This window comes from Thalassospira australica (assembly GCF_044790785.1).
Lineage (GTDB): Bacteria > Pseudomonadota > Alphaproteobacteria > Rhodospirillales > Thalassospiraceae > Thalassospira > Thalassospira australica_A.
The window spans coordinates 3,630,176-3,643,389 of sequence record NZ_CP085258.1 but is presented as its reverse complement, the minus strand read 5'-3'; the positions used below and the strand labels follow the sequence as shown (position 1 = coordinate 3,643,389).

Genomic DNA, 13,214 nt, shown 5'->3' with positions numbered 1-13,214 from the left:
TTGATCTGGCGACCTTGTCGCCGGATACTGAGTGGTAAAGAGGCATCAATGGCCCGGAAACTATCGACATCGATTTTCAAAGTTGCGCTGCTGGGCGGGTTGGCATTTGCCGTGTCCGGTTGTGAATCAACGCGTGAAACGTTCGGTCTGAATAAAACGGCCCCGGACGAGTTTCAGGTTGTTTCCCGTGCACCGCTGAGCCTGCCGCCTGATTTCACGTTGCGTGTGCCCGAGCCCGGTGCGGCCCGTCCGCAGACCGGTACGACCACCGATCAGGCGCGTCGTATCCTGACCGGCGAAGACCCCGATGCGGTCAAGCGCGATATCACCGATGGCAATCGCAGCGAGGGGCAGGTTGCCCTTCTGTCGCAGTCGGGTGCGCAATATGCCGATCCGGCAATCCGCACCACGGTTGATCGTGAAACATCGATCTTTATCGAAGAAAGCGACAGCGTCGTCGACAAGCTGATCTTCTGGCAGGACAAGCCGGAATTCGGTACCCAGGTCGACGCGCAAGCAGAAGCCAAGCGCATCCGCGATCAGCAGGCATTGGGTGAGTCGGTTTCCGAAGGTGAAACACCGGTCATCGAACGCCGTCAGAAAGGCTGGCTGGAAGATATCTTCTAGGGTGTTACGGTCACTTTCCGGTGAGTTGTCCCGGAAATAGAACAAAATCCGAATTATGGCAGGGCGCGGTCTTTCCGCGCCCTTGTTCTGTCATATTCAGTTCTTAATCAAAAACTTGTCCGTTGCCGTATAGATCAGGCACCCTGCCTGCTTCCTGGCGATCCTGCTTCAAGCATTGGGATGACAGAATGACATTTCCGACCCGATCCCCGATTTCGATTTTTGCGCGCGGGCCTGTTGGCCTGCTTGCCGCGGTTCTTATGATCCTGAGCCCCCATCTGGCCGGGGCGGCGGTTTTCAGCCCGCAAACCCTGACCCTTGATAACGGCATGCAGGTCGTGCTGGTGGAAAATCACCGCGCCCCGGTCGTAACCCATATGGTCTGGTACAAGGTCGGTTCCGCCGACGAGACAGAAGGCGTATCGGGGATCGCCCATTTCCTTGAACATCTGATGTTCAAGGGGACGAAGGACATCGTCCCGGGTGACTTTTCCAAGATCGTCGCGCGCAATGGCGGCAATGACAATGCATTCACCGCATGGGACTATACCGGATATTTCCAGAATATCGCGCGCGACCGGCTTGAAATGGTCATGCAGATGGAAGCCGACCGCATGACCAATCTTCAGCTTTCCGATGATGTGGTTTTGCCCGAACGCGATGTAATCATCGAAGAACGCAGATCACGGATTGATAACAATCCCGGCGCTTTGCTTGGCGAACAGATGCGGGCATCGCTTTATATGGCGCACCCTTACGGCCGGTCGATCATCGGCTGGCTCAATGAAATGGAAACCCTGTCGACCGATGACGCGCTGGCGTTTTATCGTAAATGGTATGCACCCAATAACGCCATTCTGGTCGTGGCAGGGGACATCACCATGGATCAGCTTAAACCGCTGGCCGAAAAATATTACGGTGCCATTCCAGCAGGTGATGTTGCTACCCGCCACAGGGTCAAGGAACCGACCCAGCATGCCCCGCGCAAGGTAACGCTGACTGATCCGCGCGTCGGTCAGGCATCCATGTCGCGTTATTATCTGGCCCCGTCCTATAACAGCGAAAATGCCGATCAGGCCGCCCCGCTTGAGGTCCTGAGCGAAATCCTTGGATCGGGCACGACCAGCCGTTTCTTCCGCTCGCTTGTTGTCGATCAGTCGATTGCGACCAGCGCAGGGACTTTTTATGACCCGGTTGCGGTCGATCTGGCAAGCTTTGGCCTGTATGCCGTACCGCGCGACGGTGTCGAATTGGCCGATCTGGAAAAGGCGGTCGATGCCGAAATTACCAAGGTTGCGGAAAATGGCGTGACCGAGGAAGAACTGGCACGCGCCAAGCAGAAGCTTCTCGATAGTGCGGTTTTCGCTCGTGACTCCCTCTCGGCGGCTGCGCGTACCCTGGGCGAGGCACTGGCGGTTGGCTTGACCGTCGATCAGGTCGAAAGCTGGCCGGATCGGGTCAAGTCCGTAACGGTCGAGCAGGTCAATGAAGCTGCCAAATCCGTATTTGACGATAAACGTTCCGTTACCGGCTGGTTGCAGCCGCCCGAAGGCGGCCCGGTGAACGGCATGCCAACCGCGCCGGTCACCGGCGAGCAGGAGGTGCATTGATCATGAGCTATATTGCAAAGACAATTCCGGTGATGAAAATGCGCAAAACCTTGCTCGGGATGGCATCAGCCGCCCTGCTGATGACGTCATTTGCCAGCCATGCAAGGGCTGTTGAAGTACAGGAAGTCACATCGGATGGCGGCATTACCGCATGGCTGATCGAAGATCACCTTAACCCGCTTCTGACGGTTGATTTTGCCTTCAAGGGGGCCGGTTCCGCGACCGACCCGGAAGGCAAGGGGGGCCTTGCCAATATGGTGTCGGGCCTGATCGACGAGGGGGCCGGCGAAATGGACAGCCAGACCTTCCGCACCGAAATGGAAGACCGGTCGATCAGCATTTCCTTTGATGCCGGTCGGGATGATTTTTCCGGATCGATGGTGACGCTGACGCGCGAACGTGACACGGCGGTTGATCTTTTGCGTCTGGCCCTGTCCGAGCCGCGCTTTGACGACGAGGCGGTAGAACGCATCCGCTCGCAAGTGATTTCGGGCCTGCGCCGGGCCGAAACCGATCCTGGCGATATTGCCGGCAAGGCGTTTTTCAAATCGATCTTTGGCGATCATCCCTATGCCAATCCGGTATCGGGCACGATTGCATCGGTCAGCAGCCTGAACGCCAATGATTTTCGTGAATTTGTCCGCCATGCCATGGCACGTGACAATCTGGTGATCGGGGTTGCGGGCGACATCACGGCCGAGGAACTGGGGCCGTTGTTAGACGAGGCATTCGGTAGCCTGCCGGAAAAAAGCGATTTGCCGACCATTCCCGAGGTCGCGCCGAAATTTGGCGGGGTCGAGGTGATCGAGCAGGACATTCCGCAAAGTCAGGCGGTCTGGGGCCAGAAGGGCATTACGCGCAAGGACCCGGATTTCTATGCCGCCTATGTCATGAACTATATCCTTGGCGGCGGCGGTTTTTCATCGCGCCTGACCGAGGAAGTGCGTGAAAAACGCGGCCTTGCCTACGGCGTTTACAGCTATCTGGCGGATATGGACAAGGCAGAACTGATCACCGGCGGGGTCGCTACGCGCAACAATGCCATTGGCCAAAGCCTGTCGATCATCGGTGATGAATGGCAGAAAATGAAGGACAAGGGCGTGTCGCAGGAAGAACTCGATAACGCCAAATCCTATCTGACCGGGGCCTTCCCGCTGCGTTTTACCAGCCTTGGCAATCTATCGGGCATGCTGGTCGGCATGCAGATGCAGGATCTGGGCATGGACTTCCTTGATAAACGCAACAGCTTTGTCGAGGCCGTCACCCTTGATGACGTCAACCGGGTTGCCAGGGAACTGCTTGATCCGGCCAATGTCACCGTGACGGTGGTGGGGCAGCCCGAGGGAGATCTGGCGTTTTAAGCCGATCCTGACGTTAAAATGTGCAAAGCGCGGTGAAAGGCATTTCGCCGCGCTTTGTGCTTTGATAGGTTCAGATCAACCATAATAATATCACCCTGTTTAAACGAGCATCGCCTGTATGACCCTGCGCGTCCTGCCCCAGAACCTGATCAACCAGATTGCCGCCGGTGAGGTGGTCGAACGCCCGGCTGCGGCGTTGAAGGAACTGGTGGAAAATGCGCTGGATGCCGGGGCGACGCGGGTTGATGTAACCTTGCGCGATGGCGGGCGGACCCTGTTGTCGGTGACGGACGATGGCAAGGGCATGACGCCCGATGAGCTTGGCCTTGCGGTTGAACGCCACGCGACATCGAAACTGCCCGATGATGATCTGTTCAATATCGGGTTTATGGGATTTCGCGGCGAAGCATTGCCATCGATCGGATCGGTATCGCGGATGCGCCTGACCAGCCGGACACGCGGGGCGGAAAATGCCTGGACGCTGACGGTCGAAGGCGGGGCCAAAAGCGCCCCGGAACCCGCCGCCCATCCGTTCGGCACGCGGGTCGAGGTACGCGATCTTTTCTATGCCACACCGGCCCGGCTGAAGTTTCTTAAAACCGCGCGGACCGAACAGATGTATGCGCGCGAAATCATGGATCGGCTGGCGATGGCCCGGCCCGATGTCGGCTTTACCCTGTCGGGGGATGGCAACAAGCAGATTTTGAATTACCCGGCGTGTGAAGGCGATTTGTTCGATGCGCGGCTGAAACGGCTGGGGGCGGTGATGGGCCGCGAATTTCAGGATAACGCGCTTCAGATCGAGGCGGAGCGCGAAGGCATTCGCCTGACCGGTTATGCCGGGGTGCCGACATTGAACCGCGGCAATGCGCAGATGCAGTTCCTGTTCGTCAATGGCCGCCCGGTCAAGGACCGGCTGTTGCAGTGGGCGGTGCGCGGGGCCTATCAGGATTTTCTGGCGCGGGATCGTCACCCGTTGCTTGCCCTGTTTTTCGAACTTTCACCGCGTGATGTTGACGTCAACGTTCATCCGGGCAAGACCGAAGTCCGGTTTCGTGATCCGGGCATGGTGCGCGGATTGATCGTTGGCGCGTTGAAACATGCGCTGGCCGGGGCGGGGCATCGGGCATCGACCACGGTGGCCGATATGGCGCTGGGTGCGGTTCGGCGTGAAGGCGAAGGACCGTCTTTGCCTTATGGTGGCGGGCGACCGGCATCGGGCGGATATAATTTCGGGTCCTATCAACCCAGCCATCCGGGACTGGCCGCCGTGCAGCGTGACTTTGCCGCACAGGCACCGTCTGCGTCCTATGGCGGTTTGTTTGATCGCGGTCGTGATTTTGCCGGTGGCGAGACCGGCGGTGACAATGGCGGGTTTGCTGCTTCAGCCGCCAGTGCGCTTGCTGGCGGGTATGCCGGTGCCGCCCCGTCGGCACGGATTGATGACACCGACGCGGCGAAATTTGTTGATCATCCGCTGGGCGCTGCGCGCGGGCAGGTGCATGCAAACTATATCATTGCCCAGACCCGCGACGGCTTGGTGATTGTTGATCAGCATGCCGCCCATGAACGCATTGTCTATGAACGGATGAAGGCCGATCTGGCGGAAAACGGCGTCAAACGGCAGGGATTGCTGTTGCCCGAAGTCATTGAACTGGACGAGGCATCCGCCGAACGGGTGGCGGACAGGGCAGAAGAATTTGCCGAACTGGGCTTGGTGGTCGAACCGTTTGGCCCCGGTGCGCTGGTGGTGCGCGAAGTCCCCGCCATGCTGGGCAAGGTGGATGTTGCCGGGCTGGTGCGTGATCTGGCTGACGAGATTGCCGAACTGGGACAGGGAATGGCGCTTAAGGACCGGTTGATGTATGTCTGCGCGACCATGGCGTGCCATGGTTCGGTGCGATCCGGGCGGAAGCTCAATGCCGATGAAATGAATGCGTTGTTGCGCCAGATGGAAGCCACCCCGCATTCAGGCCAGTGCAACCATGGCCGCCCGACCTATGTCGAACTGAAACTTCATGACATCGAAAAGATGTTCGGGCGGCGTTAGGTTCAGCCTAATTCAAACGATGTAATGCCGTATGTCATTTCAAGGTTCAGTTCGGGAGCCTTGCCGCGATACATGCGCGCGGTTTCAAATTCCGCCTGCATGCCGTGTTCTTCAACCAGGGCACGTGCAGCTTCATTCCCATCAGGGATATCAAGATAGACCGGCTGATCCTGTTCTTTGCGGGTGGAAAGCAGGGCATGGAAAAGGGTGCGGGCATCGTCGATGCTGGGGCAAAAAGCGGTCCGACCTTATGCCCGGTGCGGCACGGCCGGATCACGCCATAGCCACGCAGCCCCATCGGACCACGAAGGGCCAGTGCGGTATGTTTTTCTGCTGAAATCCATCCGCGCAGAAATTCGATCCGGCTTTCAGGGAACAGGTTGCAGGTTTGTTCGAACGCATCAATGATCGCGATATCATGGATCAGAAGTTCGAAAAGATCATCGGTTTGCGGGCTTGATGCCGTAACCACACCACCGAAACGCAGATTGCGATGGGCAAATTCAAAACCGGATTTGCGATAATTTTCCTGCTGGTCGACAACACCATCAAGGCCGATGGTTTTGGCGACCGCTTCGCCAAGCACGGCTTCCCAAAGACGCAAACCAACGCCTTCACCCCGTCGATCAGGGCGGCAGATGTAAAAACCGACAAATCCGTAATCCGAATTGTAATGCACGGCTGAAATCACGGCGGCCAGCCCCTGTTTGTCAAACGCCCCCCAGAATCCCAGCGGATCGGTATTGAAAAACGCATCCGCATCCGAGAAACCGGGATTCCAGCCTTCCTGTGCGGCCCAGTCAACGGCAGTGGCAAATTCAAAGGATTTCAGGCGGCGGATTTTATCGGTCATGGCGTGCTGTTTCGTCATTATGGATCAGGGACTTCCGGCCATTCATGTGTCTGGCATGCATCTGGCCGGTGCGGTTCGGGCCATGATGTAACATGACCCGGCGATTGCAATGACAATAATTTTATTGAGAATGCCTATCAGTTTTATTATCAAGAGTGTGTGGTGTCATGCCACTTTCAACCGCCACCGAAAGCCACCTCATGTTTGTAAAATCCGATAGTCCCCTGATTGCCAAAACCCGTGTCGTTCTGGCCGCCAGTACCGATGCCGCAAACGCGGTTGCGGCTTATTACGCCGAACATGATTGCGATGTGACAACCGATGGCAACGGGGCGACGATTTCCCTGTCTGTCGGACATCTGGTTTTGCGGCCGGATGAAAAGCACCTTGATATCGAAGTCGGATCAAAAAGCGAGGCTGGTGTTGCACAGATGAAGGCGGCACTTATTGCCATCCTGCAAAGCATTGTGCCCGAAGCCGATCTCGACTGCCGCTGGAAGGGAGCCGGGGAAAGCAACGGCAAGCTACCAAACTTTCGCGAGCTTAGTGTCATCGGGGTGACGGATCTGTCATCGCATATGCGCCGGTTGCGGCTGGCGGGCGATGATCTGGAATTTTATGACGGCGATGGCATTCACATGCGCCTTCTGATCCCGCCGCGCGGTGTGGTCGAACCGCAATGGCCGACCTTGGCGCCAAATGGCATGGTGATCTGGCCCGAAGGTGAAAATGCGGTTGCGCCACGCGTCTATACGATCCGCCGTATTGATGCCACGGCAGGCTGGATCGAGGTGGACTTTGTCATGCATGGCGATAATGGCCCCGGTTCGGCCTTTGCGCTCAATGCGCAGCCGGGGGATCGGATCGGCATGACCGGGCCGCTGGGCGGGGAACTGCCCGATGCCGACTGGTTCCTGTTTGCAGGCGACGAAACGGCACTTCCGGCAATTGGCCGTTATCTTGAAGAACTGCCCGAACATGCCAGCGGCCATGCGGTGATCGAGGTGGAAAGCCCGGACGATATCATTGATCTGGCCACCAAAAGCCGGGTTGCAATTGAATGGGTGTGCCGCGATCTGCATGCATCATCCGATATCAGTCCGATCCGCGATGCGGTCAGCCGCATCGAAGTGCCCAAGGATGCAGCCCGTGTCTATTGCTGGGCCGGGGTCGAGCAGGCGAGTTATAAATCCATCCATCAGATGTGGCGGAAGGATGCCGGGCTTGACCGCGATCAGTGTCTGGCGATGACTTTCTGGCGCAAGACGGCCTGAGATTCTGAGCCATCTCTCCACATCAAAGAGACGATGTAACCGCGATTATGTTTCAAGCCGTACCCGGTTTTCCGGCTGCGGCGATGGCGCGGCGAATTTTTGCCAGACGCCGTGACGCCCGGCGCAGATCAATCACGGAATGGCACGATGCGGGTTTTAACATGTAAACCTCCTTTACGCTTCGGCGCGCTGGCCGGTGCGTTTGCGTTGTGGACCGAACATGCAGGCCAGCAACAGGATAATACCGGAAATCGTGGCGATCATGCCGGCCGCACTTACCGCATAGGGTGACCCGAACCAGCCGGGCCCATATCCGGCAAAGACATAACCCAGAACTGCCGAGATCACGGCAAATGCAACGCTCCAGCCGATCTGCCGGCCAAGCTGGTTGGTCATCAGGCGGGCTGCTGCGGGCGGGCAGACAAACATCGCAATCACAATGATCGATCCGACCGCATCAAAGGCGGCAACCGCGGCAATCGCCGTTACCACGACAAGCGCAAATCCAAGAACGCGGGTGTGAATGCCAATTGCCTCGGCAAAGGCGGCATCAAAGGTCGAAATTTTCAATTCTTTCCAGAATAGCGTGATGAACAGCACGATCCCCAAAAGAACGACCGCCAGTCGCGGCAACTGGGGAGGAAGGGTTGCCAAGGTCGCCGGATCAAGCAGCGATTGCCATCCTTCGGCATCAAACCAGATCAGGCTTTCAAGATTGCCCAGCAACGCATGCTGTACATCGATATGCACCGAACTTGTATCGGTGATTTCAAGAAGGAGCACACCCGCGGCAAACAGCGTGGTGAAAACAAGCCCCATGGCCGCACCCGGTTCAACCCGGCCCAGCCGTTTGACGATTTCAATCAGGATCACCGCGACGATTGCCGCCCCGCCGGCCCCGATCATCATCGGCACGGCCGTGATGGTGCCGGTGACCAGAAAGGCCATGACAATGCCGGGCAGGACCACATGGCTGATCGCATCACCGATCAGGGCCTGACGACGCAGCAAAAGAAAATTGCCGGGCAGGGCACAGGCGACCGCGCCAAGAATGCCGATCAGGATCGGCGTCAGGCTGAGTTGAACGAATTCCGCGCCAAGGGCGGTGATCAGATTGTCGATCATGCGGGGGCTCCGGTCTGTTCGGCAATCACGCGGTCGATTTCATCAATCTGGTCGGGCGTCATCATATCCTCGATCGGGGTCAGACCGTCATAGCGTTCAATGGCCGAATCATCGGACAGGATACGACGCGCCATCGCCCAGCGGGCTTCATCGCGGGCGGCCTTTTGCGATGCGGTTTTACCGCGCAGGGTTGCCACCCCGTCACGCCGTATCATGCCGGACTGACGCAGAATGCGAAGGGTAAATCCATCATAGATCGGTTCGCGCCGCGCCAGTGCCAGAAGCCCCTGACGGCGATGCACACGGCGCTGGAACCGCCAATGACGCAGGGCCGATGCCAGACCGCCGCGAAGCGGTGAAAACAGGGCAGAGATGACAAAGAAGCCGAACGCCACCAGAACAATGATCGGCCCGGTGGGAAGGGATGCCACAGCCGCCGAAAGCACCGCACCGATATAACCCGAAAGCCCGCCAATGACAGCGGCAATGCCGATCATCGGCCCGACCTGATTGGTCCAGAACCGGGCGGTCACCGGCGGAATGATCAGAAGGGCAACAATCAGGATCAGACCAACAATCTTAAGCCCGATCACGGTAACAATTAGTGCCAGGCCCATCATGGCAAGATCGATATGGCGCACATTGATCCCGGTTGTTGCAGCATATTCCGGATCAAACGCCACCAGCGTCATTGGACGGCGCAGCATGAAGACAAAGGCGGTAGCAAGGGCACCGGCAATGGCGATTGTGGTCGCCTCGCTGATCAGCATGCCAGCGGTCGATCCCAGCAGGAAGTTTTCAAGCCCGGCCTGACGCCCCGAAGACATGGTTTGAATAATGGTCAGAAGGACAATGCCAAGCCCAAAGAAAACCGACAGAACCGCCCCGATTGCGGCATCCTCGGTCAGGCGGGTCTGGCGCGTGATCCATTCGACCATCAGAAGGCCGATGCCCGATGAAATGGCCGATCCGATGATCAGGCCGGGCAACCAGCGACCATCCCCGCCAAGGGCGACCATCAGCATGAACGCAATGCCAACACCAGGCAGGGTGGCGTGACTGATCGCATCGGAAACAAGGGCGCGTTTGCGCAGGAAAATAAACGCACCGGCACCACCCCCGGCAAGGCCCAGCAAACCGGCCCCAACCGCGACAAGGGCGCTGTTATATCCGGCCTGCAGGAACAGGGCGCTTATGAAGTAATCAAGAAAACTCATCTGAAGGGTTCCGATGGCTTTGCCGGGACGGGCGGGTGATCAGGCAAGACGCAATTCATCGATATGCGTGGTCGCCAGACGCCCGCCATAGGTTTCCTGCAAGTTCGCTGCGGTAAAGGTGGTGTCGACCGGGCCTTCGGCAATGCGGCGCACATTGATCAAAAGCACGCGATCAAAATACTCGGCAACCGTGGAAAGGTCGTGATGCACGCAAACAACTGTCCGGCCTTCGGATTTCAGGTCCTTCAGCACGGCGACAATGGCGCGTTCGGTTGCTGCATCGACCCCGGCAAACGGTTCGTCCAGCAGGTAAAATTCGGCATTCTGTGCCAGTGCGCGCGCAAGGAAGACACGTTGCTGCTGCCCGCCGGAAAGCTGCCCGATCTGACGGGTGGCGAAATCGGCCATGCCGACGCGATCAAGGCATTCCATGGCTTGATCGCGGTGGCGTGCGCGCCAGAAACGAAACAGCCCGACCGAGCCATAAAGCCCCATCAGGACAACATCGATCACGCGCGCAGGGAAATCCCAGTCCACACTGGCGCGTTGCGGCACATAGGCCACCCGGTCGCGTGCCTCGTGAAACGGTTTGCCAAAAATGCGTATTTCGCCAGACAGCCGGGGAATGACGCCAAGCGTTCCTTTAAGAAAGGTCGATTTGCCCGCCCCGTTCGGACCGATGATGGCTGTCATCGATCCGGCAGGGATGGAGGCATCGACGGAAAAAACCGCCGGTTTGTTGCCATAGGATACCGTAAGGCCACGCACCGTCAGCGGCGCGTCCTTGCCCGCGACATCAACGATCTTTCCGGCTTCTGCAATCAGTTCTGCGTTGCTCATGACAGTTCCTTCGATGGCGCGGCTCAGGAGCTGGCGGCCAGTTTACCCTGCATCCCGGTGGCCGGGGCATCGCCGCCAAGTGCACGGGTAATCAGGGTTGCATTATGGTCGATCATGCCGATATAGGTGCCTTCGTAAGTTCCCGGTTCTCCCATGGCATCGGAAAACAGGGTGCCGCCGATTTCAACGTTCTGCCCGCGCGCAGCCGCCCCCTCGATCAGGGCGCGAACATTACGTTCCGGGACCGAGCTTTCGACAAAGACCGCGGCGATCTTGCGATCAACAATGGTATCGACCAGTTCCTCGACCCGGCGAAGGCCGGCTTCGGATTCTGTTGAAATGCCCTGAATGCCCAGAACCTCGAAATCATAGCCGCGCCCGAAATAGCTGAACGCGTCATGTGCGGTCAACAGCACACGGCTTTTTTCCGGCACGGTTTTTGTCACCGATTGCATGTAGGTAATCAGCTTCTCAATATCGGCAATATGCTTGTCGGCATTGGCGCGATAGGTGGCCTCGCCCTCGGGGTCGGTCTTGATCAGCGCATCGCGCACGGCCAGAATCACGGTTTCCCACAATTGCGGATCCATCCAGACGTGGGGGTCATAACGGCCTTTATATTCGGCGTGGCTCAGAAGCTTTGATTTGTCGATTGCCTCGCCAACGGCAATGACATTGCGGCGTTTTTCCAGATCAAGGAAGAATTCCTCAAGCTGCGCTTCAAGATAAAGACCATGCCACAAAACCAGATCGGCGCGCGCCATGGCGGCAATGTCGCTGCGTGTCTGGCGATAGGAATGCGGATCAACCCCGGGCCCCATCAGGGCGATGACCTTTGCACGGTCGCCTGCAACCTGGCGGGCGGCATCGGCGATCATGGAAGTGGTGGCAACGACATCAATCGGCTTGGCAGACGCGCCTGTCGCCGAAACGGCAACAAAGCCGCAGACGGCAGCAAGGGCAAAACCGAAATTCCGGGCGATGCGAAGAAGCGACATATGGGGCGATCCTGTGGTGCAAGTTAAAATCAGTCTGTGAATATCCACTATTTATGTACGGACTTTTAAAGTTAGTCAAGGCTAAATTGATTTTTGCACACTATGTTGATATGAAGAGCTTGGGGATTTCAAAGGAGCTGTGAATGGGCGATCCGACTGCGCGTCATCCGCGACACAACAAGGCCGAAGTTTTTGCGCAATTGCGCGACGCCCATGCGCGCGAAGTGACCGAGGATTACGTCGAAATGATCGCTGACCTGATTGAGGAAGAAGGCGAGGCGCGATCCGTGGCCCTTGCCGAACGCTTTGGCGTGACGGCGGCCACGGTCAATAACACGATCAAGCGCCTGGAACGCGACGGCTTTGTCACCAGCCGTCCTTACCGCTCGATTTTTCTGACCGATCAGGGTAAGGAGCTTGCCGAAAAATGCCGCAAGCGCCACGAGATCGTCTATAATTTCCTGATTGCTCTTGGCGTCGATCCGGCGATTGCCGAATTCGATGCCGAGGGGATTGAGCATCATGTCAGTGAGGAAACTTTAGCCGTTTTCCGGAACTTTACCCGTCGCCCGGTTTAATTATTATCGGGTGCGATATTCAGGCAGTAGGAACTGTTAAGTTTATAAACAAATAAAGCGCCAATTTATGGCGCTTTATTGCGGTCTGGTAAGAATAAATCAGTTAGCTATCTCGGCCTTGTGGGCTTCGTAGTTTGGGTGATCTGGATTTAAATATTTTGGATCGTTGCGGATATCGTCTACCGAGATGCCTTTTTCCTCGGCTGTGCGTGTAACCCACTGAATTACACGACCGCGCCCCGTCCAGGTTTCATCGGGATTGTCCGGATTGCGATATTTTGGTGTAACGGATTGTTTATTCTCGGTTTTCGGTACTGCAGTTGTCCGGAACAATTCGGGATACAATTCGCGAATGGAAAATCCGTTATCATGCAATTTTTGATCGAATTCCGAACGCATATCGCGAATGGCATCATCGCGGCGGTTTTCAACTTCCAATTCGGCTTTTTCAAGTAGAATCCGCAGTTCTTTTATACTGAGTTTTGAAACGTCGATATTTGAATTGGTCATGTTTATTTGTGCCTGCATGCTTAATTAAAACACGTAACTGTATTATATTTTTATGTGTTTAAACAGGCAATTTGATTTAAAAATAAACATCCCGGACCGGAGTTGGGAGATTTGTCTGCAGTGATGGGTCTGGATATCCGATGCCAAGCGTGTGAGCTTTAGGTTCAAGTA

General features: G+C 56.9%; 11 protein-coding genes and 1 pseudogene. 6 read left to right on the top strand and 6 right to left on the bottom strand.

What is annotated here, in order from left to right; translation table 11 throughout:
- Positions 1 to 48 precede the first annotated feature (48 nt).
- The 4 genes from LG297_RS17070 to mutL all read left to right on the top strand — a co-directional run bounded on the left by LG297_RS17070 (position 49) and on the right by mutL (position 5,648).
- Positions 49 to 627 (top strand): DUF3035 domain-containing protein, encoded by a 579-nt coding sequence (locus tag LG297_RS17070; protein ID WP_404422362.1) that lies wholly within the window; start codon positions 49 to 51, stop codon positions 625 to 627.
- Positions 628 to 815: 188 nt separating this feature from the next.
- Positions 816 to 2,237 (top strand): M16 family metallopeptidase, encoded by a 1,422-nt coding sequence (locus tag LG297_RS17065; protein WP_404422360.1) that lies wholly within the window; start codon positions 816 to 818, stop codon positions 2,235 to 2,237.
- 2 nt (positions 2,238 to 2,239) lie between these two features.
- Complete coding sequence (locus LG297_RS17060; RefSeq protein ID WP_404422358.1) at positions 2,240 to 3,598, top strand: M16 family metallopeptidase; 1,359 nt, start codon at positions 2,240 to 2,242, stop codon at positions 3,596 to 3,598.
- Between the two features lie 118 nt (positions 3,599 to 3,716).
- On the top strand, positions 3,717 to 5,648 hold the full coding sequence (gene mutL, locus LG297_RS17055; protein ID WP_404422356.1) for a DNA mismatch repair endonuclease MutL: 1,932 nt from the start codon (positions 3,717 to 3,719) through the stop codon (positions 5,646 to 5,648).
- Positions 5,649 to 5,650: 2 nt separating this feature from the next.
- Here the strand turns inward: mutL and LG297_RS17050 are convergent.
- Positions 5,651 to 6,501, bottom strand: a pseudogene (locus tag LG297_RS17050) (GNAT family N-acetyltransferase).
- Between the two features lie 167 nt (positions 6,502 to 6,668).
- Between LG297_RS17050 and LG297_RS17045 the strand changes: the two are divergent.
- Entirely contained in the window at positions 6,669 to 7,775 is a 1,107-nt protein-coding gene (locus LG297_RS17045) for a siderophore-interacting protein (RefSeq protein WP_404422354.1), read from the top strand.
- Between the two features lie 174 nt (positions 7,776 to 7,949).
- On the opposite strand, the gene LG297_RS17040 is transcribed toward LG297_RS17045, so the two are convergent.
- Genes LG297_RS17040 through LG297_RS17025 form a run of 4 tightly spaced genes read right to left on the bottom strand, consistent with a single transcriptional unit; the run spans position 7,950 to position 11,955 of the window.
- Positions 7,950 to 8,900, bottom strand: a complete 951-nt coding sequence (locus tag LG297_RS17040) for a metal ABC transporter permease (RefSeq protein WP_404422352.1) — start codon at positions 8,898 to 8,900, stop codon at positions 7,950 to 7,952.
- Positions 8,897 to 10,117: a metal ABC transporter permease gene (locus tag LG297_RS17035; protein WP_404422350.1), complete on the bottom strand. Its 1,221-nt coding sequence runs from the start codon at positions 10,115 to 10,117 to the stop codon at positions 8,897 to 8,899. The genes LG297_RS17040 and LG297_RS17035 overlap by 4 nt, the downstream gene beginning before the upstream one ends.
- Before the next feature lie 39 nt (positions 10,118 to 10,156).
- Positions 10,157 to 10,957 (bottom strand): metal ABC transporter ATP-binding protein, encoded by an 801-nt coding sequence (locus LG297_RS17030; protein WP_404422348.1) that lies wholly within the window; start codon positions 10,955 to 10,957, stop codon positions 10,157 to 10,159.
- A 23-nt stretch (positions 10,958 to 10,980) separates the two neighbouring features.
- The gene (locus LG297_RS17025) at positions 10,981 to 11,955 is read right to left on the bottom strand and encodes a metal ABC transporter solute-binding protein, Zn/Mn family (RefSeq protein ID WP_404422346.1); all 975 of its coding nucleotides are present in this window, start codon (positions 11,953 to 11,955) and stop codon (positions 10,981 to 10,983) included.
- Between the two features lie 143 nt (positions 11,956 to 12,098).
- Here LG297_RS17025 and mntR point away from each other — a divergent pair, with 143 nt between their 5' ends.
- Entirely contained in the window at positions 12,099 to 12,533 is a 435-nt protein-coding gene (gene mntR, locus LG297_RS17020; RefSeq protein ID WP_404422344.1) for a manganese-binding transcriptional regulator MntR, read from the top strand.
- 99 nt (positions 12,534 to 12,632) lie between these two features.
- Here mntR and LG297_RS17015 read toward each other — a convergent pair whose 3' ends face one another.
- The gene (locus LG297_RS17015) at positions 12,633 to 13,043 is read right to left on the bottom strand and encodes an H-NS family nucleoid-associated regulatory protein (RefSeq protein ID WP_404422342.1); all 411 of its coding nucleotides are present in this window, start codon (positions 13,041 to 13,043) and stop codon (positions 12,633 to 12,635) included.
- Positions 13,044 to 13,214 lie beyond the last annotated feature (171 nt).

Coding starts and splice junctions, on each gene's coding strand:
- LG297_RS17070 (WP_404422362.1), top strand. CDS start 49: ATGGCCCGGAAACTATCGACATCGATTTTCAAAGTTGCGCTGCTGGGC.
- LG297_RS17065 (WP_404422360.1), top strand. CDS start 816: ATGACATTTCCGACCCGATCCCCGATTTCGATTTTTGCGCGCGGGCCT.
- LG297_RS17060 (WP_404422358.1), top strand. CDS start 2,240: ATGAGCTATATTGCAAAGACAATTCCGGTGATGAAAATGCGCAAAACC.
- mutL (WP_404422356.1), top strand. CDS start 3,717: ATGACCCTGCGCGTCCTGCCCCAGAACCTGATCAACCAGATTGCCGCC.
- LG297_RS17045 (WP_404422354.1), top strand. CDS start 6,669: ATGCCACTTTCAACCGCCACCGAAAGCCACCTCATGTTTGTAAAATCC.
- LG297_RS17040 (WP_404422352.1), bottom strand. CDS start 8,900: ATGATCGACAATCTGATCACCGCCCTTGGCGCGGAATTCGTTCAACTC.
- LG297_RS17035 (WP_404422350.1), bottom strand. CDS start 10,117: ATGAGTTTTCTTGATTACTTCATAAGCGCCCTGTTCCTGCAGGCCGGA.
- LG297_RS17030 (WP_404422348.1), bottom strand. CDS start 10,957: ATGAGCAACGCAGAACTGATTGCAGAAGCCGGAAAGATCGTTGATGTC.
- LG297_RS17025 (WP_404422346.1), bottom strand. CDS start 11,955: ATGTCGCTTCTTCGCATCGCCCGGAATTTCGGTTTTGCCCTTGCTGCC.
- mntR (WP_404422344.1), top strand. CDS start 12,099: ATGGGCGATCCGACTGCGCGTCATCCGCGACACAACAAGGCCGAAGTT.
- LG297_RS17015 (WP_404422342.1), bottom strand. CDS start 13,043: ATGACCAATTCAAATATCGACGTTTCAAAACTCAGTATAAAAGAACTG.